This is a genomic window from Streptomyces musisoli, assembly GCF_016741855.1.
In the GTDB taxonomy this organism is placed as follows: Bacteria; Actinomycetota; Actinomycetes; order Streptomycetales; family Streptomycetaceae; genus Streptomyces; species Streptomyces musisoli.
On the sequence record NZ_JAERRH010000030.1, the window covers coordinates 17,156 to 38,918 of the forward strand.

13 protein-coding genes and 2 pseudogenes are annotated in these 21,763 nt (G+C 67.9%); 9 read left to right on the forward strand and 6 right to left on the reverse strand.

The annotated features are described in order from the left end of the window. Positions 1 to 61 precede the first annotated feature (61 nt). Positions 62 to 973, reverse strand: coding sequence for a helix-turn-helix domain-containing protein (locus tag JK361_RS37405; protein ID WP_201826973.1), 912 nt, complete (start codon positions 971 to 973; stop codon positions 62 to 64). 127 nt (positions 974 to 1,100) lie between these two features. Between JK361_RS37405 and JK361_RS37410 the strand changes: the two genes are divergently transcribed. Next, on the forward strand, positions 1,101 to 1,592 hold the full coding sequence (locus JK361_RS37410; RefSeq protein ID WP_201826975.1) for a peptidoglycan-binding domain-containing protein: 492 nt from the start codon (positions 1,101 to 1,103) through the stop codon (positions 1,590 to 1,592). Here JK361_RS37410 and JK361_RS42775 read toward each other — a convergent pair. Beyond that, on the reverse strand, positions 1,570 to 2,589 hold the full coding sequence (locus JK361_RS42775) for a helix-turn-helix domain-containing protein (protein ID WP_372448778.1): 1,020 nt from the start codon (positions 2,587 to 2,589) through the stop codon (positions 1,570 to 1,572). The genes JK361_RS37410 and JK361_RS42775 overlap by 23 nt on opposite strands. A gap of 148 nt (positions 2,590 to 2,737) precedes the next feature. Here JK361_RS42775 and JK361_RS37420 point away from each other — a divergent pair, with 148 nt between their 5' ends. Continuing rightward, the gene (locus tag JK361_RS37420; RefSeq protein WP_201826979.1) at positions 2,738 to 3,181 is read left to right on the forward strand and encodes a helix-turn-helix domain-containing protein; all 444 of its coding nucleotides are present in this window, start codon (positions 2,738 to 2,740) and stop codon (positions 3,179 to 3,181) included. Between the two features lie 30 nt (positions 3,182 to 3,211). Here JK361_RS37420 and JK361_RS37425 read toward each other — a convergent pair whose 3' ends face one another. Further along, a complete protein-coding gene (locus tag JK361_RS37425; RefSeq protein ID WP_201826981.1) occupies positions 3,212 to 4,732 on the reverse strand; it encodes an FG-GAP-like repeat-containing protein in 1,521 nt (506 codons plus the stop codon). A gap of 273 nt (positions 4,733 to 5,005) precedes the next feature. Next, complete coding sequence (locus JK361_RS42515) at positions 5,006 to 11,182, reverse strand: RHS repeat domain-containing protein (RefSeq protein ID WP_201826983.1); 6,177 nt, start codon at positions 11,180 to 11,182, stop codon at positions 5,006 to 5,008. A 572-nt stretch (positions 11,183 to 11,754) separates the two neighbouring features. Between JK361_RS42515 and JK361_RS37435 the strand changes: the two genes are divergently transcribed. From JK361_RS37435 to JK361_RS37460, 7 genes and pseudogenes are all read left to right on the forward strand, one after another. Beyond that, entirely contained in the window at positions 11,755 to 13,080 is a 1,326-nt protein-coding gene (locus JK361_RS37435; RefSeq protein ID WP_201826985.1) for a hypothetical protein, read from the forward strand. Between the two features lie 378 nt (positions 13,081 to 13,458). After that, positions 13,459 to 13,626: pseudogene (locus JK361_RS42900) on the forward strand (hypothetical protein); the annotation flags it as partial. 58 nt (positions 13,627 to 13,684) lie between these two features. Further along, a complete protein-coding gene (locus tag JK361_RS37440; protein ID WP_201826987.1) occupies positions 13,685 to 13,831 on the forward strand; it encodes a hypothetical protein in 147 nt (48 codons plus the stop codon). 152 nt (positions 13,832 to 13,983) lie between these two features. Further along, positions 13,984 to 14,149 (forward strand): annotated as a pseudogene (locus tag JK361_RS37445) (IS5/IS1182 family transposase); the annotation flags it as partial. Positions 14,150 to 14,417: 268 nt separating this feature from the next. Further along, positions 14,418 to 14,714, forward strand: coding sequence for a hypothetical protein (locus tag JK361_RS37450; RefSeq protein ID WP_201826989.1), 297 nt, complete (start codon positions 14,418 to 14,420; stop codon positions 14,712 to 14,714). Positions 14,715 to 15,088: 374 nt separating this feature from the next. Beyond that, entirely contained in the window at positions 15,089 to 18,313 is a 3,225-nt protein-coding gene (locus JK361_RS37455; protein ID WP_201826991.1) for a lantibiotic dehydratase, read from the forward strand. A gap of 4 nt (positions 18,314 to 18,317) precedes the next feature. Continuing rightward, entirely contained in the window at positions 18,318 to 19,337 is a 1,020-nt protein-coding gene (locus tag JK361_RS37460; protein ID WP_201826993.1) for a thiopeptide-type bacteriocin biosynthesis protein, read from the forward strand. A gap of 129 nt (positions 19,338 to 19,466) precedes the next feature. On the opposite strand, the gene grrM is transcribed toward JK361_RS37460, so the two are convergent. Beyond that, complete coding sequence (grrM, locus tag JK361_RS37465) at positions 19,467 to 20,702, reverse strand: cyclophane-forming radical SAM/SPASM peptide maturase GrrM/OscB (RefSeq protein ID WP_201826995.1); 1,236 nt, start codon at positions 20,700 to 20,702, stop codon at positions 19,467 to 19,469. Between the two features lie 143 nt (positions 20,703 to 20,845). Beyond that, positions 20,846 to 21,634, reverse strand: coding sequence for a hypothetical protein (locus tag JK361_RS37470; protein WP_201826997.1), 789 nt, complete (start codon positions 21,632 to 21,634; stop codon positions 20,846 to 20,848). Positions 21,635 to 21,763: the final 129 nt, after the last annotated feature.

Sequence of the window (21,763 nt, forward strand, 5' to 3'; positions counted from 1 at the left end):
TCCGGATCGACGCCTGGGGCCCTCCTCGGCGGCGTCACCGTACGCCGCGCGTAGTCACGGGTCATCCCGTGGGTGACAGTGTGGGGGCAGGAGGGTTCGGGGGTTCGGTGAGCCGTTGGTCCCCTCCGGGGCCCGTGCAGCCGTGCCGGCCCGAGGTGAGGACGGCGCAGGCCTTGACGGCCGATGGAGTGGGGGCGGCGAGCATGGCGCTGTAGGTGTCGGTGTCGTAGTGCACCTTGTTCTGGTGGACGCTGTGGCGCGGGCCCACGATGCGGGCGATGTCGCCGGGGCGTCCCCAGCTGATGCGGGCCCACGCGGCCCGGCAGGCGTCGCTGTATCGCAGCTCCACATAGACCTGCTGGACCTTGGTCAGGGCCGCGGTCCACGCGTCGCCCCCGCAGCCTGCCTCTTTCGGGTCCTTGCCGGCGCAGCTGTCCGCGAAGCAGTTGACGTCGACTTGCCTGGTCCCGGGCTCGGTTGCCGATATGGCGGCCCGTGCGGTGCCGGCCGACGAGTCACGGTTGACTAACACGACCGCGGTGCCCACGAGCAGGAGGGCCAACAGCAGGGCCGCCGTCCAGAGCAGCCGTGCGTCGCGCCGACGCCGACGCCCCTCGTCGGACGGCGCCGAAGCAACCTCGGTGGCATCAGCGGGCGTTGCGGGCTGCGGGGCGCGTTGTGCGGGTCGTCCGCCTCCTGCCTGCTGATCGTGCGCGGCGGCGTTGGCCAGTTCCCACAGCGCTTCGAGCCGGGCGGGCTCCGCGTCGGACAACTTGCCCAGGATGGTGACCGCTTGCCGTGGTGGCAGCGTCTTGCCGTTAAGGTATCGCTCCCAGGAGGACTTGCTGTACGGGGTCCGCTCGGCGAGTGCCGCCAGGCTCACTCCGCTGCGGATCTTCAACGTCCGTAGCTCGGTGACCAGTTGCCGGACGTCCGATGCGAGGTCGTCCGGCAGTGGTTTCCAGTCGGTCACTGAGGCCCCCACCACCACCAGTTGTCCCACGTGCCTCCCCACCGTATCGGCGGGGCATAGACCAGCAGCACCGCCAATTCCGCCAAATTCCTTGGCCGGTGGCCGCGGACGCGGCTAAGACGGTTGGATGCGTGGAAAGACCGCGGCGCGTGCCGCGCTGTGTGTACTGGCCCTGGGAGCGCTGTGCGCCGGGGCCACCCGACCGGAGGACGAGCAGGAGCCGAGCGGTCGGGTACTCCTGTCCAACCTGCACGCGGCGGGCCTGCTGGAGTCCGGCCGCACGGCGCGCAGCGATGTCGTGGGGCTGTGGCAGGCGATCCTCTGGGCCGACGGCTACATGGCCCGAAGACAAATCTCCTGTACGTACGACGGTCCGACAGCCGTTACGACCCGCGCATGGCAGAGCAATCACCACCTCTCGGCGGACGGCATAGTGGGTCCGGCCACCTGGGGCACGGCCGCGGCACGTCTGGCCCCGGTGGGCCGCTGGACGGTCTACCGGGGTGAACGGTACGACCTTCCGCTGCGCCGCGACGCGGACGGATTCCTCGAGGTCTACGATGCCGGTGTGTTCCGCCCACTGCGGACCGACGAGGTCACCCTGACCCTGTGCCGGTGACGCGGTCGATCCAACTGTCGAACCGCGTGACCCCCAGTTGGTGACCGTGGAGGACCACCGTCGCCGTTGCCGATCCCGGACCGCCCGCGATCATCGCGGTGCGGACCGCGCCAGCGGGGGCCGCCCTTTCCTCTCCGCCTCTCGTGGAGATGCGCAGGCGGGCCGTGCTCCCCGCCGGCTCGACCTCAGCCCAACTGGCCTGACATGCCGGGCTGTAGAAGAGCTCCAGGACCTGACCGTACGCCCGCAGGCGGTGGACGGTCACCCGGTCGCCGTCACATCGCTCCCCGCCGGGATCCAGCCCCTCGCAGGCAGTCGACCGGCATCCGGTCACCGCGGTACCGACCCCGCTCGCCAGTGGGTACGGCCAGGCGGGCACGCCCGTCGGCACGCCTTCCGGTGGGCGGTCGGCCGACCCGGCGCGCCATGGCCACACGAGCACGACGACGGCGAGAACCACACAGACCGCCGCGACGCCGACCAAGGGCATGGGCGCGCCGGCCACTACCCTGGGTCGCCCGCGCGATCGGACGGCCGACGGCGAGGATGCGTGCGGCGGCGGCTCTCCGGCGGGCCCGAGCAGGTCCGGGGCGCGGCGCGCCTCGGACGACCGCGATTCCGCCCCGGTGTCCAGGGGCTGTCTCTTCTGCCCGGCATGAGCAGCCGACTCCCACAGCACCCGCAGCTGCTCCCGGTCGGCATGCGCCATTCGGCCCAGTGCCTCCACGGCAGGCCAGGGCGGCAGCCGTGAACCGTTGACATAGCGCCGCCAGGAACTGCGGCTGTACCCGGTCCTGGCGGCGACGGTCGCTGCGCTCGCCTCACATCTGTCCAGGCACAGGCGCAGCTCCCGTACCAGCCGGACGACCTCGATCGGCAGGTCTCCCGGCAGTGGTCGCCAGCGGCCCACAACGCCCCTCCCTGCTCGGTCCGTCGTGCCACGAACGTTCCCCGGGCTCTTTCCAGCGTCCCGCCGGGTTGCCCAGGTCTCTGGCATCCTCGCAGGTCACGGACCGGGCGTCCCGGATTTGGGTCAGTTGCCCGGCACCGTTGGCCGCCGCGATCGCCCCCGGCCAGACTCGTCAGCAGCTGCGCTGTACATCGGGCCGGCCGACCTGCCGTACGTACACACTCCGGGGGTTCACGTGAACGCTGCCAGCCACGTCGTCTCAAAAGGACAAAGAGGCACAGGCGCTGCGGCGTCCCGCGGGACGGACGACGGTCCGAGACCTGCGCCGTGGCCCGGCGCGTCACCCGTCGACGGGCTGCTCCAGGACATCAAGGCATTCATCGAAAATCACCTTGCCGACGCCGATCTCTCGCCGGCCTGGATAGCCGCCGCCCACCACATCTCCGTGCGGTATCTGCATCATCTCTTCCAGCGGGACCGGCGGACCGTCGGCGCCTACGTGCGCCGACGGCGGCTGGAACGCTGCCGGGCGGACCTTGCCGACCCTGCTCTCGTCGGTCGCGGCGTCGGTCAGGTCGGGAGGCGGTGGGGCTTCCGTGATCCGGCGGTGTTCAGCCGGGCCTTCAAGGCGGCGTACGGGGTCACGCCCGGGGCCTACCGCAGGCGGCTGCTGCGGTAGGCCCCGGGACGCCCGCACTCCCCCCGGTCCTCACCGGTGGGCGCCACGCTCCGCTCGTGCGGCGGGCAGCAGGCCTCGCGGGGCGCGCTGCGGCTGCTCGTTGGAGTCGAGCGTGACGACGGCGCCACCCGCGAACGGTGTGGCGGGGCCGAAGTTGGATCCCCCGCCGAGCGCTCCGCGGGTGAGGACCTGCGAGCCGGTGACGGTGAGAGTGTCCCCGCTGAGGGCGGTGTTCAGCACGAACAGGGCTCCGGCCTGCAAGGAGCCGTCCTCCCAGGGAGCGGTGACCAGCAGCTCGGGCCGTCCGTCACCCGTCACGTCGAGAATTCGCAGACCGTAGCCGAAGCCCTCACCGACCTGGGCGCCGGCGCCGATCACCGCGGCGTTCTCGTCGAAGGTGGCGCCCGGGGCGGACAGCAGGCCCGCGCTGCCGCCGCGCAGCAACGTCACCGTTCCGGTGTTGTTCTCGCGCAGCGCCCCCGTCGCCAGGTCGGCGTAGCCGTCTCCGTCCAAGTCACCCACGGCGAGGGAGCCGCCGAAAAAGTCGTTCTCCTCAGGGGTGCCGGGGATGCCCGGGCTGCTCTGACTGATGGTCTGCACCCGGCTGGGGCTGATGCCTGCCGAGCCGCCACGGGCGACGACGAGGGCACCGGAGTACTGGGGAGTGCCGGACTCCCGGTCGGCGAACACCAGGACGTCGGCGTTGTTTCCGCCGTGGAAGCGGCCGACGGCGACCGTACGGAGGTGGTCCTGGGTGTGGGTGTCCTGGACGCTGATGGAACTGGTGGCGGCCGCGTTCACGCCTCCCGACGAGCCGGGGACCACCACGACGCCGCCCCAGGCGCCGGACACCCCGCTCACCGCCTCTCCGGGCGCGCTGACCACCAGGTCGTCCTTGGCGTCGCCGGTCACGTCCCCGGCGGCGACCGACCAGCCGAACTTGTCCCCCGTCTCGGGTGTCCCGGGAACTCCGGAGGTGTCCTGCGAGACGCCGACGGAACGGCTCGCCGTGATCCCGTTGCCGCTGCCGAACAGGACGGTGACCGCGCCCGCGCGCTGGGTGCTGCCGATGGCCTCACCGGGCGCGCCGATGGCGAGGTCCGCGAAGCCGTCCGCGTCGAAGTCGCCGACCGCGAGGCTCGCGCCGAAGCGGTCGCCGGCCTCGTTGTCACCGGGGATGCCCGGCACGCCCTGGTCTATCTGGGCGAGCCCGTTGGGGATGAGGCCCAGGTAGGGCGACGCACGTTTGCCGTACAGGATGGTGACCATGCCGACGGCGAGGTTGCTGTTGATGCTCTCGCTGGGGTTGCCGATCGCGACGTCGGCGAGGCCGTCCCGGTTGAAGTCACCGGTCACCAGCGACGCCCCGAAGGTGTCGTCGGACTCCCCGGTCCCCGGCACGAAGTCATGACTGTCCTGACTGACCGCCACGGCCGGCCCGGCGGGCAGCGTGCCGCCGCCGGGTATCACGTACACGGACCCGCCCTTGTCGAGCCCCTCGGCGTTCGGGTCCCCGGCGAAGGTGAGCCGGGCGCCGGTGGAGACGACCATGTCGGGAATGCCGTCCCCGTTGACGTCGGCTCGGGCGGCCGCGCCGCCTGGGGCCAGGCTGGCCGTCCTGTCCGGTGGGGCATCTGTTACAGCAGCGGATTCACTCGTCCGTTTCACGCGGTCTGTGCTGCCCTGCGCTGTGGCGGCGGGTGCAAGGACCACGGCAAGAACAAGCGTGATCGTCGTGAAGCGGGATCGACGTCTGGGCACGTTTTCTCCTCAGCTCGAATCAGGGCTGGTGATCGGTTCAGAGCGCGATGGTCAGGCCACGCATTACGGACCGAAGAACGACCAGATGTTCTTCCAGTCGAGCGTCGATCCCTTGCCGACCCCCAGCTCCCAACCGCCCCACCAACTGCCATTGGGGCGTTTACCGAAGGCAATGCAGCCGCCTCCGCCCTCGAAATAGCACAGCCGAAGGCTGGAGGCTCGCTGGGAGCTCGGGGCGCTGTAGACGCCGACACTGGTGTACCCGCCGAGCCCCACTTTTCGCTCGCGCAGGGATTTGATCTCGCCGCCCACGCCGTCGGCACCAAAGCTTCCGCCGTCACACTTCGCCTTTGCCTCGCACCCCAGCTTGAAGCAGACCCACAGGCACACACCCGTGTTCCACACCAGTCGTTCCCCGGGCTTCTTGATCGTCAGCCTTCGGCAGTGGCCGTGGTCGTCGCAGAAGTATTCCTCGCCAGGCCTGAGATCCGAAGGTCTTGCCGAAGGGGCTACAGGGGATACCTCAGAGGAAACGTACCCGTGCATGAACCAGGGAAGGCGGTACTGCGGTGGCGGAGCCACACCGCCAAGGCAGGGACCGCACACCTGGCTGCCTCCTCCACCGCCGAAGTTGCTTCCCCCACCTTGACTGCCGCCGTACTCGTGACCGATCTCCGAGGTGCTCTTGCCGTCCGGCCGCTGCCCCGGAGCGCAGGCGAACTCCCCTGTCGTCCCCTCACATGCCCGCAGCCCCGTCGGGTCGCTGAACGTCGTCGGGTTGCCGTCCGCGTACGTGTAGCCGTTCAGGGACTGGGGCTTGGTCTTGTCGTACAAGGGGTCCGGGGAGATGAAGCGGCCCAGGGAAGGGTCGTAGTAGCGCGCGCCGATCTGGTCGAGGCCGGTGTCGGCGTCCTCCGTCTTGCCCAGGAAGCCCCGGTCGGTCAGGGGCAGGGCGTCGGTGTCGCCGCGGTGCGCGCCGTAGGGGAGGTAGCGCTGGCGCGAGACCTTGCCCGTGGTGGCGTCGATGGCCAGCTGGGTCGAATTTTGCTGGTCGTTTCCCAGCCATTGCAGGGTGTCGGGCGTGCGTATCGCGACGACGCTGCCGCCCGCGGTGTAGTAACGGGTCGCGCCGACCGTGGAGCCGGTGCGGGTCAGTTCCATGCCGTCCAGGTAGACCGTCGTGCCGCTCGGGGTGCGGCGGACCAGCCGGTCGCCGTCGGCGTTGTACGCGAACGACGTCGTCGCCCCCGCGCTGGTGACCGAGGCGAGGGAACCGCTGTCGGTCCAGGCCAGGGTGGCCGCCGTGCCGCCGACCGAGCGTGAGGTGAGGCGTCCGTCGGCGTCGTAGCCGTAGGTGTCGGAGCCCACCGAGGTGACCGCGTGCGGGCGCACCGCCGTCGGTCCGGGGTCGGGGTAGGAGTAGGTGCGCGTGGCGGCGGCGTCGGTGACGGCGGTCATGTCCCCCACGGCGTCGTAGGAGTACGCCAGCCTGTACGGGTCCGTGCCTGTCTTGTCGGCACCCGACGGCCCCGTGGAACAGGCCGCCGTGGTGGTCCATGCGTTGCTCAGGCGCTGCAGGGCGTCGTAGCCGTAGCACTGGTTCTGCGGTACCGCCTGGGTCTGGTCGGTGACCGAGGTCAGGTCGCCGTCGTCGTCGTAGGCGTAGGTGTCGTACTGCACCCGGTCTCCGGCCACGTAGCTCTGTACGGACGACAGACGCTGCGCGCCAGAGTTCTCGTAGCCGTACTGCCGCTGCACGCTGCCGTCGGCCGCGTAGCTCCTGCCCTCGAGCACCCCGTTGCCGTAGTAGGTGCTGGTCTTCACGTAGGTGGCGGTGTCGCCGGTGAGGGTGTCCGGCCGGCCGGTGTCCGTGTACCCGGTGGTGACCTTCTCGGCGGGCAGGCCGCCGGCCGCTGGATAGGTCATCGAGGTCTGGTGCCCGGCGCGGTCGTATCCGTAGCCGTAGGTGTAGCTGCCGGCCAGCGCTCCTTCGGCGGTGGGCACGGTCCATGTGCGGCCGGTGACCTGGTAGCGCAGGTCGTAGCCGGTGACGTCGACGCGGTAGGGCTGTCCTCCGCTCCAGCGAGTGGTCGTGGCGGGACGGCCGAGGACAAATTTGGTGGGAGTGCCGGTCTGGCCCGCCATGGGCACGGTGTCGTAGGTCCATTCGGCGAGCTTGGTGTCACCCACCGATCCGGACCATTCCGTGCGTTTGCGGTTCAGCGCGTCGTAGGTGTAGGCGAGTGTCTTGCCGGCCGCGTCCTTCGTGGTGAGGACGTTGCCCGCGGGGTCGTACGTGGTGGTCGAGGAGCCCGCGTCGGGGTCGCGGGTGCTGGTGCGGTGGCCGAGCCAGTCGTAGCCGTAGGAGGTGAGGTTGCCGGCCGCGTCGGTGACGGTGGCCGTCTCTCCGCGAGGTGTGTACGTGTAGCTGGTGGTGGGGGTCGCGGACGGCGGCACGTCACTGCCGGCGGGGACGTTCTCCTGTACCTTCGCGAGTCGGTCCAGGCCGTCGTTCCAGTAGGCGGTCCGGGCGCCGCGCGGTGGGGTGACGACCTTTCCGTCGCCGTAGTTGGCGGTCGTTGTCGTCCGGTCGACCGCGCCGTAGCCGTACAGCGTGCTGGAAGTCTCCCGCTGCAACGCGTCGTAGGTCTTCTCCGTCCACGACGGAATCTCGGTGGGAGCCGGGTTGAGCAGCAGGTCCGGGTCGTCGCCGGGGGCCTGCGTGTTGTAGAGAGCTGCCGAGGTGCCCTTGGCCAGGCCGCGGTCGTCGTACGTGGTGACGGTGACCGTTCGCCCGCCGGTGCGGGCCGCGCTGGGCGCCTGGACCTCCCGCGTGCGGCCGAAGCCATCGAGATAGGTGTAGGTCGGAAGCCACTGGGGGGTGCCGTTGGTGATCGACTGCAGCTGGCGCGCGGTCACGACCGTCGGCTTGTCCGGCTGCGAGTTGGGGGCGGTTCCGTCGACGGTGACGCGGTAGCCGTACTCGTAGGAGGGCACCACGCCGGTCGGCGGCGGGACGTCCACGCCGTTCGGCTTGGGTTCGGTCGGCAGCCATACCCGGACCAACCGGCCGGCACCGTCGTAGTCGGTCGTGGTGGCCAGGCCGTTGGGGTCGACGGTGCGGGTGACCACTCCGAATGCACGGCTGGTGTAGGTCGTGGTGCTCTGGTTCAGCGGATTGGTCGTCCTGGTGCCGTTCACCGGCCAGCCGCTGGCCGGGTTGTAGGACGTCGTGGTGGTGTGGTTGAGCGGGTCGGTGTCGGAGGTGACACGGCCGTACTGGTCGTAGATCTTCTTCTCGTCGGCGTGGGAGGTGTCGTTCCAGTACCGGCGGATCTCGGTCGGGTTGCCGTCGATGGGCTGGTCGCTGGTGCCGGGTGCGGTGGCGTTGTCGTAGAGGGTCACGGTGCGGGCCACCACCGGCCCCGGGCACTGCGTGGTGCTCGCGTCGGGGTCGCCGTTGTGCGTCTCCTGGGTTTCGGGATAGTCCAGCATCCAGCGCCAGTCACTGGTGTTCTGCGCGTAGGTGATCTCGCTGCAGGTGTTGTCGGTCGCGGTGCCGATCTCCCCCCACTGGACGGTCCGGGTGGGCAGTCCACCGTTGGCGGTGCTGTAACCGTCCTTGTCGCTGCCGGTCTGCCGCCAGGTCCCGTCGGACCTCAGCTGCCGGGCCCGCGTCTGGTACGGACGGATCATGTGGGCGTTGTGCAGGCCAGGGCCGTTCGCGGTGGCGCCCGAGTCCCAGTAGGTGTACCGCTCGGAGGCCAGTTCGGTCCGTGAGCCGTCGGAGTTCAGACGGTAGTGGCGGGTCTGCAGCGTCTCGCCGCTCTTGGCGTGGTTGTCGGCGAACTGGTTGCCGTCCCAGTCGGTGACGCTGACGTTCTTGGTGCCGCCGCTCTTGAGCTTGTCCCCGTCCATGCCGCGGAAGTGGGTGGTCTCCGTGACCGTGCGCTGCCCGGACGGGCCGCTGCCGTCGGTCTGCCGGACGGTGGCGTAACCGCGCCAGTCGGCCCACTGCTGCTGGTCGGTGGGTGTGGTGAGGTCGTCGTCGTAGTGCCAGGCCGGTGTGCCCAGGTAGTCGTACTGGGTGGTCCTGGTGGGCGAGCCACCGATCAGGTCGACCTGGTCGAGCTTGGTCACCAGGTACTTATGGAAGACGCCGTGCACGGTCGAGGAGGCCCCTTCGGGCCGGTAGTCGACGCGGAAGCATTCCTGGTCGTTGGTGTCCCAGTGCTTGCCCGACTCCCAGGTGGAGTCGGAACCGTCGCTGGGACAGGTGGCGGCGGCGGAGCCGTGGCCGTAGTGGATGTCCGTGGCGCCGCCGAGCCCGTTCTGGATGCTGGTGATGCGGCGCATGGGCATCGCCTTGGTGGTGTCACCGCTGGGGTAATCGACCCGGTTGTTGAGCCAGGCCCCGTCGAAGTCCACGGCGGGCAGGGTGACGTTCTCCGCCCATGTGCCCTGCACCTGGATGTAGTTGAGCCACAGCATCGCGTCGGTCGCGCCGGGCGGGTCGGGCATCGCGTAGGTGGGTTGGATGCGGTCGACCTGCAGGTAGGCCGAAGTGGCCGGGTCCCAGACCTGTGTGGTGATCGACGCCAGGCGCCGCGTGACGAAGAAGGCCGGGGAGTTCTTGGTGCAGTCCTGCCCGCTGGTGCAGATCAGATCGACGGGTACGTCGGGGTAGTCGCTGTCGCTGGTGGAGGTCGGGGCGGAGCAGTTCGGGCTCTGCTTCGTGACGTCGGACAGACAGCGGTAGGCGGTGGTGAAGTCCACGCGGTCGGCCGGCTTCTCGCCGGTCTGCATGCCGTACTCGACCCGGCTGAGGTATCCGCCCCTGTCGTAGGACTCCTTGTCGCCGTTGGAGAAGCGCTTGTAGTAGTTGGTCTCCTTGGTCCATGAGAAACGGGTGTCGTTCTCGTTGGGGTCACGGATCTCGTCCAGGTTCCAGCGGTACGTCTGGCGGCACAGTGACTGCGCCGCGCCGTGGCAGGGTTCGCCGCTGTCGTTGCCGATGACCGGTACTGTCCAGTTGGAGTCCTCGTGGTAGCCGAAGAAATAGCGGGTGCCGTCGTCGGTGGAGACCACCCAGGCTTCCTTGCTGTTGTCGGAGTTGGCACCGTCGTAGGTGTGCTCGATCTTCCAGCCCGGGTCGTCCTCGGCGTGGTATCTGCCGTTGCCGTCCTTGATCAGCTCGGTCGTCGTGCCCTGCAGGGAGATGACGTACTCCGCGCCGTCCTCCGCGCCCGAATATGGCGAGTGCCAGCACAGGTCGGACAGGGTCGGGCTTCCGTCGTCGACGCACGCCCGGTACTTGCGCTCGATGAATCCGGGGTTCAGGTCCCAGCCCAGTCCCACCCAGGACGCCTGGTTGTTCGAGGCCGAGGTGCGGCCGTCGACCGACTGCGCGGAGTAGTCCAGCGACAGGTCCGGCGCCTTGCCGTAGGGCGGAGGGGGCAACGGGAGCGGGTAGGAGTACTGGAAGTCACCCGACTCGGGTCCGACGGACCACTTGCCGGACGCCTTGAGATCGGTCGCCCGGTAGTCGCCGGAGCCACCGGACGCGGTGCTCACCAGCGCGTACACGGCGTCGTCGGCCAGCGGCACCCGGGCACTGATCCGCCCCCTGGCGACGTCGTTGGCCGCAGGCACGAAGGCCGCCCGTCCTCGGCACGGTCTGGCGTCCAGTACGCACCGGGGCAGGCGTTCCACTCGTAGTCGGCTCGCCAGGTCGCCGCCGGCAGCGTGACGGAACGACGCATAGTCCATCGTGACGGTCGCCGGCGCGCTCGCGGGTCTCGCCTGTCGTGCGGCGTCGTCGGCGCGGGCAGCGGTGAAGACGTATCCGAGGGCTCCCAGCCGCCGCGCCGTGGCCCGGCCGTAGGTGCGCATCGCGACCCGGGCCGTGGTGTCCGCAGTGGCCGTCAGGGCGAGCCCGGTTCCGGGCAGCTTTGTCGCGTGTCCTTTGGTGACATCGAGGGTCGCGGAACGCGCCGCCGGCCAGGTGGGCGCCGCCGGTGACGCGGATGAGACGGCCTCCCGGTCGCGGCGTCCGGCCGCGGCGGGCAGGGGACGACCGGGTACGGACTTCTCCTTGCGCAGTGTCCCGGCAATCGGGGAGGTCTTCGCAGTGACGGTGGTCAGCGCGGGGGCCGGGACGGCGCCCTGCAGCAGCCCGGCGGTGATCAGTGGCGGGCACAACAGTGCCAGCCACCACGGCAGTCGTCTGCGTACCTTCACAAGGCTCTCCCCCTCAGCCTGTCCGGGACAGCCGCCGGCCATGGGCCGGGGCACCTTCAGCAGTGGAACCGCGGCGAGCCTTTCACCGGGCGCGGCCCGACGCATTGACCGTGAACGCAAAACCGTTGTTGCTCAGCGCAAGGATCCGGGCCGGTCGGTGCCGCGGCGGGCGACCACGGCTTGCGGCTCCGGATCTCGGTGTCGGCGCCGGTCCACGGCGGCACAGAAGCCCAGTTGGAGTCGGTGTTGCGCCGGCAACGACCACATCGGCGTTCGTGCCGTGACCGCGGTGAGAAACCCCTTTCCCGCCCCTTGGCGTTGTGGCTGACGAGAACTGCTGCGACGACTTCGGGCCGTTGACCGAGCAGCCTCGTCCGGCGCACCGTCTTCCTCTCACCGTCCGCGGCTCGCCCACCCTCGACCCGGAAGCTGACGTCACGATGAATCCCTCCAACGATCGACGCCGCCCACGCCGGGCAGGCCGCCTCCTGGCCCTGGCCCTCGCCGCCGGTGCACTGCTGTGGCAGCCGGGGCAGGCTGCGGCGACGTCGACAGGTTCGACGCCGACCGCCGTGCAGGCGACCGCTGCCCACGCGGCCGCAACGGTTGACAGCGGTTTCGGCCTCGCGGCCACCGACCTGAGTGACCGCGCCGCCGATCTGACCGCCGCGCTGCCCACACAGGGGGTCCAGAACCTGCTCAGCCAGGCCGACAAGTCCGTCAGCAGCGGAACTGCCTGCGCGACCAATCCGTTCGGCGCCGGCGACGGCGGCATCGCTCCGCTGCGCCCCGCCGTCAAGTACTGCTGGAGCGACGACGACGCCCTGAGCAAGGAATGGATCCCACAGGGGATCACCGGTGTCTCGGATGCCCAAGCCGATGAGTACTGGGGGACCAAGCGGCCCGTGATCACGTCCTGGTACGACGACTCCACTGCCTGCACGCCGTCCGGTACGCCCGCGTGTGCCGACAAGGGGGTGCGCCTGTCCTTCCTCGACCCGGCCACCGGAAAGTATCGCCACGTGCTGCTCGCGTACCCGTACTACAACTCTTACGGGCACATCTCGTACCGTGCCATCGACATCCACTCCGGCGGGATCGCCTGGTACAAATACCGCCTCTACGTCACCGATGCCCTCCACGGACTGAGGGTGTTCGACCTGCGCGACATCCTCGACCTCGACCCGGACCGGCATCCCGCCACGAACAACAGCACTCCCGACGGCCTGACCAGCGACGTCCAGGACAACGGCAAGGTGGGACGGCAGAGCAACGTCTGGTACTCCTACGGCTATCGCTACGTCCTGCCGCAGGCCGCCTCGTACGATTTCGTCAGCGCCCAGCACAACAGCTCGGCCGGCACGTGCGAGTCAAACGGGGCGCCCAAGGCATCCTACCTCTCGGTCGACCGCAGCAGCAGTCCCCCGCAGCTCATCATGGGCGAGTACTGCACCACCGACTCCACCCATCCCGGCAACGGCCGTATCGGCGCCCTGCCCGTCGACGACGCGGACGGATCCCTCCTGTCGGCTGCCGACGGCCTGGTGTCGGCGGTCGGCACCTACGCGCTACCAGTGAAACAGGTCCAGGGGGCCTCCCGTTACGCTGGCCGCTGGTACCTCAACCAGAGCCACCGATACAGCGACGCCAGCCTGTGGCGGGCAGCAGTGGGAAGCGACGGCGTCCTGGCCGTGACCGGTGGCGAGATCCGCACAGCGGTCGGCGCCGAGGACATGTACTACGAGCACGGACAGGCCACCGGCGCGGCACCTTTACTCTGGTCGCAGAGCGAGCACCGCGCCGACATCAACGACCCTTCCTGTGCAACGACCGACCCGACGCCATGCGGACGGGTGATCTATGCCCACCGGGTGAGCGACATCCTCACACAGCCGTGAGGCGCATGCGCCGCTTCACGGGGAGGAGTTGACGCGTTCGGTGCCCCGGAGAAACTGAATGCCGCGCAGGGGATGGAAGCGCCCTCCGAGGCTCCGATCACCCTAACGCCGAACGAGCCGACCGGTGTTCGATTCTTTTTAAAGGGCGCGCGCCCTGCGCGGACCGGGCACGACCGCAAACGCATTACCCGTACTGGCTCTGCGGTGCGGCCACATAGCGTCCGGCACCTCCGAGCCGGAGCCCGACCTCCCGGCCATACGCTCGGCACCAACCTCCGACCGCACCTGTCGGTCATTCCATTGCCCCACAGGTGGAACACCACATGACCAGAGAGAAGCCAGCCTGACGGTGCGTAGAAGGAGCCGTACGTCGAGTCCGTGGAGTGCTCGCGCTTCGTCCTCACGGATGAATGTCCGGCGAACGCCGAGAGCTGGTTCCTAGCCCGCTGCTTCGATGAGCTCCTGGTGCTTGGCGTGCGCGGGGTCGTCTCGTTCGCCGACCCCGTGCCGCGCAGGGATGCCTCCGGCACGTTGGTGGCTCTCGGGCACGTCGGCACGATCTACCAGGCCACGAATGCCGTCTCCATGGGCGACGCCGCGGACCGTGAAGCTGTTGCCGAACGGCGTCGTACTGAACGGGCGCATGGCGCAGAAGGTGCGCCGCCAAGAGCAGGGCCACGAGTATGCCGAAAAGCTGCTGATCAGGCTGGGCGCCCCGGCTCCTCGTGCAGGCATGGACCCGAAGGTCTGACTGCGGGAGGCGCTGGTGGCGGTGGGGGCCCGAAATCAGCGGCACCGCGGTGTGCATCGGTTCTGCGGACAGTTGCCGCGTGTTGCCGCTCGGCTGACGACGCTAACAGGGCGACGGGCTCGCATCTGATGACTACCGTCCAAGACACCCTCCAGCAGGCGGTCAGCCGGTCCCATGCCAAGATCTGGGCCCTGGTCGAGCAGGCCGTCGCCACCCTCAAAGGCTGGCGGCTCCTGCGCGAGCTCCGCTGCTCGACCACCCGGATCACCGGTCTCGTCCAGGCCCGTCCTCTGCCTGCATCTCGCCAGCTCAGCCTGAGGATGGAAAACCTTCACCGGCTCAGACACGCAATGCTTCCCAGTGCCCGGGCACGGCGCGGGCCTTTTTGCAGGACACGCCCTAGCGATCTTTGACGCAGCGAGGGTCGGAGGGCAGAGTTGGCTTACGCGGGCGCAACCGCCTTTCGTCTGATGGTCATATCATCCGTCGTCGTATTCCTGGACGGTGTGGTCACGGTGCTTGCAGGGTCTTTCGCAGGCGCCAGATCGAAGGACGCGCGGGAAACCACAACACACCAAGGGGAATCATGGCAGCCGAAAAGGCACCGATGGAGCCGAATGACGAGTCACTTAAGGAGCTCGAGATCACTGAGGATGACCTTGAGTGCACTGACGATTTGGCGCGCTACACCACAATGTGCACCACTTTCAGGGACACGGTCATCCAATTCAAAGAGACGGATATCGACAGACTGTACTCACGGCCGGTCGCGAGCATCACCACTGAATTCAAATTTGCCGAGGAGGGGGTGGAGGCCGAGCGCCGTGAGGCCGAGCGCCGTGAGGCCGACATGACGCAAGACCGAGGAAAGGAGACGAAATAGAAGACACCGGTAATTGGAGTGAGTGGCCGCAGGATCGTCGTCCACTTTCCATCCGAGACCGGCGAAGTGCCGGAACTATCAGTAGGCCGATCGAATCAGACCGGCCTACTGATTGCGATCATCGGTACGGCACGATGCCGATGTTTTTCTTCATCTACGACTGAATCCGACCTTGTTTTGTGCTTGTATTGACATGCCGACTCGTCGACCCGATTACAGATCATCAAGGCAGCTTGGTCGCGGCGTGCAAACACCTATTCGGCCGCTGATATTTCGGTGGTGTTCAATGCTGATGACGCACAGAGTTGGACGGGCTACGCGAGGCGGACGCGAACCTCGATCGCGACGGTGCTTGCACGCTGATCTGACGGCGAATGAGCTCTCGTTGGGTCCACGTGGTTGAGCCCGGTGAGTTCTTCGTCGCCCGCGTTCCGGCGCTGCCGTTCTCCACGCTGACCGATTGGTCGGCCGGTGTGGAAGCGCCGGGGGCGCCCGCCGCCGAACTCGATGAAGCGCTGGCGCGCGATCGAGCGTTGCTGGGGTCACGATTGCAGGCCTTGTGCCGGCGTACTGATATCGCCCGTGCCCTATTCGAAGCGTCACCCGATCTGGTGCGCGCCACCACTGACGGCGGTGCGCCGCCACGCAGTGACGCTCCTGGCACGTTCCCTGCACGAGCACAGATCGCGCTGGTGCGGTATCTCTTCCGGATGGCGTCGCGGCCGACGCCGTTTGGCCTCTTCGCCGCGTGCGGTGCGGGGACGATCGGACCGACGACGACGTCGCTGTCGATCCCGCCACGCAACCGTTGGCGCCAGAAAACGATGCTCGACGGCGCATATCTGGACGCTCTGCTGATGGCACTGTGCGACTCGCCCGTGCTGCGAGACCGGCTCACGCTGCGACCGAACGAGACGATTACCCGCGTGGCCGGCAGGCTTATGCTGCATAGGAGACGTGCCGCCGGAGACGAGCGCCAGCACCAGACGATCGAGGTCAGGCCCACGCTGGAGTTGGAGCGTGCGCTGGATGCTGCGGGCCCGGGTGCATGCGCACCGGAGATTGCCGCCGCTGTGGCAGCCCCCAGGCCGATGACGCCACGACAGCTCGACTTCGTGCGAGCACTTGTCAAGGAGCAAATCCTGGTCGCCGACCTCCAACTCCAGGTCACCGGGGCAATGCCGTTGGACGCGCTGATCGACGATCTGGAGAACGTCGGTGCCGGCCTCCCGACGGCCGGGGTCCTGCGCGCCGTGCGTGACGCGCTGGACCAGCTCGACGACGTCGGCGGGCTTCAAGATCCGAAGATTCACCATGCGATAAGGGACCAGCTCGCCCAGATTCGCGCCGTAGCGGTTCCGACGCAACCGTTCCGTACAAGTCTCTCGCTCCCGCGAGGCGGCTTGAACCTGTCTTGTGCAACAGCGACTGAGCTCGAACACGGCGTGCGGCTGCTAGCGCGGATTGCACCCCCCTCAGCGCCCGATGAACTCGCCAACTTCAAGCTAACGTTCGCTGAGCGCTACGGCCGACGGGAGGTGCCACTCGCCGAGGCGCTGGACGATCGGATCGGCGTTGGTTTCGGCATTCCGAGGGCAGAACGGGCGTCACTACTCGACGGACTGCTGCGCAACGATCGGCCAGTGCCTCCCCCGCCCCCACCCTCCACGAGGCGCGACGCGGCGCTGCTCAAAATGGTTCTGCGCGCCGCCGAGTCGGGAAGCCACGAGGTGGAGCTCAAGTCGGCTGACATCGAGGCGCTTGCGGCTGAGTCGCCGCGTTCGGCTCCGGCAAGCTTCGCTGTGGTCGCCAGCCTGGCGAACACGACGGGCGGACCACGGATTCTCTTCAGCTCGTGTGCGGGCCCCTCCGGGCTCGGGGCACTCGGCCGCTTCTGTCATACCGATCGCGACCTCGCCGGTCTCGTTCAGCGCCACCTGCAGGCTGAGGCTGCCCTCGATCCCGATGCTGTGTTCGCCGAGATCGTCCACCTGAGCGGGAGCTCCAGCATCAACGTCCTCGCCAGGCCGTTGCTACGCGAGTGGGAGATCGAATGGCTCGGCCGATCGGGCGCGGCGCCGGACCGGCGGCTATCGGTCGCAGACCTCCTTGTGTCGGTCCGTGACGACCGGGTCGAGTTGAGAGCGAAGAGTCTGGGTCGCCGAGTAGTCCCGCGCCTTACCTCGGCTCACAACTGGACATCATCCCGCACCCTGCCGATCTACCGTTTTCTGTGCGCGCTCCAGGAGCAGGACAGCGCCAGCGTGCTGTACTGGGATTGGGGCCCCCTTCTGAGCGCCGCCTTTCTTCCTCGGGTGACGTGGGGCCGTGTGGTGTTGTCGCGGGCTCGTTGGTTGCTGGCCTCATCAGAGCTGGATCCGGGCGAGCGCGAGCCGTGGCGTGCCGTACAGACGCTGCGCGCTATTCGCGGCCTGCCGCGGTGGGTCGTGGCCGTCGAGGAAGACAAGGAACTCCTGGTGGACTTCGACAACGTCCTCAGCGTGGATTCGTTCGCGCAACTGTTGCGAAGCCGTGGCTGGACGATCGTCAAGGAGATGTTCCCCAGCCCGGATGAGTTGGTGGCACGAGGCGCAGAGGGTGCCTATACCCATCAGCTGATCGTCCCGTTCATTGCCAAGGCCGCCAGCGCGTCCGAGTCGGCACGTGCACGCGCCGTGGACTCGGGGGGACCATCTCCGCCTCCGCGGATCTTCGCCCCCTGCGGCGAATGGGTTGCGCTCGAGCTCAACTCGGGGACGGCGCTGGCTGATCGCCTCCTCCTGGAGATGGTTGCGCCAGTGCTCGGTGCCTTGGCCGCGGACGGCACCACCGACTGTTGGTACTTCGCCCGGTTCAACGGGCGTTCACCCGGTATCGCGGTGCATGCCCATGGCAATCCCGATGTGCTGGTGCACGCCCTGCGGGGTCTGGCGGCCCAAGCCCTCGACGTCGGCATGGCCCGCGACGCAAGCTTCAGGACCCATGTTCAGCAGGCGGGCGTCGGCGAAGCGGTCGTCGACCAGACCGCTGCGGGCCGACTGGCCCAGGCCGACTCGAACGCCGCGGTCGACCTGTTGTCGGTGCTAGGCGCGGACAATCGACGCCAGGATGACCGCTGGCGAGTTTGTCTGGTCGGCGTCGACCGGTGGTTGCGCGATGTTGGACTCGATCTTGACCAGCGGCTGGCCCATGCCAGGGCGATGAGCCGTGCGCTCGCCCGGGGGCAGCAGCTCGCTGACAGTGCGTCCCGGCGGCTGGGCGAACGCTTTCGCGCGGAGAGGCTCACGCTTGGTCGATTGCTCACGGCACCGCAGGAAAGCGATCCGCTCGCGCCATGTATGGCCATCCTGGACCGCCGCACGGCGGGGACGGCGTCGATCCTCGCGCAGCTCGCCGACGCAGGGGATCCGACCCAGAAGTTGCGCGCCCGGCAGGAGCTGCCTATCTCGCTCGCGCGCGACTGGGTCAACCGCGTGATGCGCTCGCGCGACCGCGCCCACGAGTGGGCGATCTATGAGCTGCTCAGGCGTTTGTATGAGGCGTCGGTACACCTTCGATCAGCCTCGGCGCGTCCTGACCCGAAAGCCGCGCAGGGATGAGTGGATGACCCCTTACCCGGAGTCGACGCACGAGAGCGTCGCGACGCCGTCGGTTCCGACTCGCAAGCTTGCCGCGGCCGTGATGGAAAGCCTCACCGCGCCGAACCTGGAGCGGGTTGCAGCGCAGGCTGGTATGCCCGTCGACGTGCTTGTGGCTGCGCGTGACGCCTTCATTTCAGGGGGAACCGCCGCGATCCACTGCCTGGACCGCCAGCAGCGATGGCTTCAGTACTCGATTTCAGTGGGTCCGGACGGTTGGCAGCGGATCGTCTGCAGCGACATCGGCACTCGGATCCTTGCGTGGCTTCGGGGCGGCCCCGGCCGGGGATTCTTCTACATGCACAAGCCGCCAGGGCTCAGGGTCAGGTTCTGCGGCGTCGACGGTCGGTGTGCCGACGCACTGAAAGAGGCACTGGACGTCTATGTGGCCGAGGCAACGATCACATCGTGGTCTGCCGGCCCGTACGACGCGGAGGTAATGCAGTTCGGCGGCGCCACCGGACTGTCGTTGACTCACCGATGGTTCACCGCCGAGAGTCTCGCGGTACTCGAGCACCACCGCCTGCGCCTCGACGGCACCGCGCGGATAGGATCGGAGCTCTTTTCACTGCTTTTGATCGACCGTCTCCTCCGGCGCCTGTGTGACGATTGGGAGCGCTGGGACGTCTGGTGCAAGCTGGCGCTCACCGGACGCCTGGTTGACGATGCCGCCGGCGCGGTCGATCTGTCGCGCTCGCGAGCCATCCGCTTGCTGCTCTCCCACCAGGCCCGGATCCTCGGCGCTGCCAGCGAGCCGGAGCGCACGCTGTTTGCCCGGTACGACGCGGCTCTCGACGAGCTCTGTCCGGAGATTCAGGCCGCAGTGGACGCCGGTCGACTGCTATGGGGCTTGCGCGAGATCATCCCATTCTGGATGGTGTTCCACTGGAACCGGATGGCATTCGACTTCGAAACGCAGAAGCGGCTGGCGGCCACGGTTGCGGCCGCCCTGTCGCCGAAGCTCACCCCTGAAGCCGTTGACTGACCAGCAGGTAGTAGCGGCGTGCCCGCAGCGCCGAGCCTTCCCCGGGCCGCCCACTCCCGCCCGGTAGAGTCACGCCCGTCGAGGGCGAAGAAGCAGGGCACCGACGGCCCGTGGATCTGATGTGACGATTCACCCCCGGCCGTGGGGCTCGGCGACTCGCTGCTGGCGTGAAGGCGCTCGCCCACGAATGTGCCGGTGCGATTGCTCGCCCTCCCTCTCGAGCACCCCCGCCATCACGTCCATCAACGTCTTCACTCTTAGTCGGCAGGTCATCGTCTCGGTGCCGGTCACCGTTCCCAACTCGCTGAACTTGTTGCCCGGCGCGCCACCACCACACACCCCGAAATATTCACACTCGCGTGCGCACGCCGCCACCCCGACGGCGAGGTCCTCATAAAAGGCAGAACCTGTTACGCGCTCGACGAACGTAGAAAAATCGTCCTCAGTCACGTGCGCCCAGGTGAAGCTCCGATACCGCGATGTGGGCGCAATCGAGAGCAGCTCGGGTGAGAACGTCGACACTCGACCGTTCACGTCGAAGTTTAGGATCGACCCGAGTGCGTTCTCCCCGTTCACAAAGCTGCAAGAGGTCGGCCGTAGAAGCAGGTTTCGCGAATCGACGATCTCCCGGATCCTCACCTCTGGGTGAGTCTTCGTAAACTCGTAGAGAGTGGAGAAGAACTGGCGATACAACGCCGTCGCGTCATCACCGGCCAGCGTGGAGGTCAGATGCGCGCCCTCAATTTCCTCCACGTTGAAGCCGATGCTGGTGATCCCACACTCTTCGATCCAGTCGCAGACCAAGTCGGGCCGCATGAGCGAATCAACAGTCAGCACGGATGTCACCGAGAATTCGATCCCACTCTTGGCCAGCAATTTGGCACCCGCCATGGCGCGGTTGAACGTACCGCGTCCGTACCGGTCCTTCCGGTGCCGGTCGTGCAACTCGGCCGGCCCGTCAATGCTGAGACCGATGAGCATGGTGTGCTCCCGCATGAACTCGCACCACGCCTCGGTGATCAACGTGCCATTGGTCTGAAACTGGTGAACGCACCGCACACCTCGGTCACTGAGCCGGGCGAACTCAGCAAACGCGGCCCTGTAGAACGAGCGCGGAACCACCAGCGGCTCACCGGCGTGCCACGCGACGTCAACAACCGGCGCAAACTCGGTGACACCGAAGAGGAACTGTACGATCGACCGCACCGACTCCATTGACATCCGCGTGCGATCCAGCCGCGCCGGCAGGTAGCAGTAATCGCAGTCGATGTTGCAGAACGGGCTGGGTTGGACGATGACGGTCGACGTCGGTAGAACAACGGCGGGTCGGCGGCCTTCCATTCCGGACCACATAACTAGCCACATCCCCTCACGATGCTGAGCGGAGCCAAACAAACGCTGCAGCACTTTGCTCGAGGGCTATCTGATTCGATAGCGTGTACAAGGACGTCTGATGATTCCGGCCGCCACGATCTGCACAACCGGCAGCGGGCGCGTCGATCCGGCGGTCAGGCCGGCTCCAGCACACCTACAGGCCAGCTACCGAGCCAGTAGGCGACGATCGACGGAAGCCTCGCGTCCAGCGTCGAGCCGTCGTGCACGAGCAGCTCTGTCGGCGCGACGTAGGCCTGCCCCGGTTCCATCACCACCGAGTAACAGCGCAGACGTCCACCGTTCGCCACGAACGCTCGCACGTCGTCGGTATGCGGGAGATGCTCGTCCGGCCTACCTAGACTGCGACAGATGTGACACGCACTCGGGCTGGCGAACAGAAGCGCCCTACTCCCGGGTCCGAGGTTGACGGTGAGGCGCCGACGGCTGGCAGCGCGGGTGCGCATGGGCATTTGGTCCCAGTTGTCGACGTGGAGCCCCAATCGTTGGCCACTGGGACGGCGTTCAGTGGTGGTGAGCTGCCCTGGGGCGTCGAGGCGGATGGCGAGGAATGCGCCGTCACCGAGCGGGCTGAGATTTTGCCGAGCCAGCTGTCGCATGGACTGGAGCGTGTCATCCGAACTCCACCATTGCCTGATCTGGTCCGGACCGCCGGTCGGGAAGGTGTCTTTGATGTATGCGCGGGCTTCGTTCAGCCCAGCTGGAGCGCGCACGAACTCGATCGCCTCCGAGTGGAATGTTCCGCAAGCCGACAACGGGAGCTCGGAGAAGTCGATCTTGATCCACGCCCCGTCTGGCACGACCGCGCCCGCCTCATACCGCTCGTCATTGTCAGCAACCCGCCGCACGCTGTCCGCGATGCGGGCGGTGACGGCCGGAACCTTTGCCAGCGCCGGGTGTTTCATGCGGTTTTTCTATCACTTCTGGTGGTTACAGTAGGCTTGCGCCACGCTCTTCTCGCACGCTCGCTGGCCTGGACCGCGACCCAGCGCGACCTCGTCACCCCAGACGATCCGGGACCAACGCGATCCCAC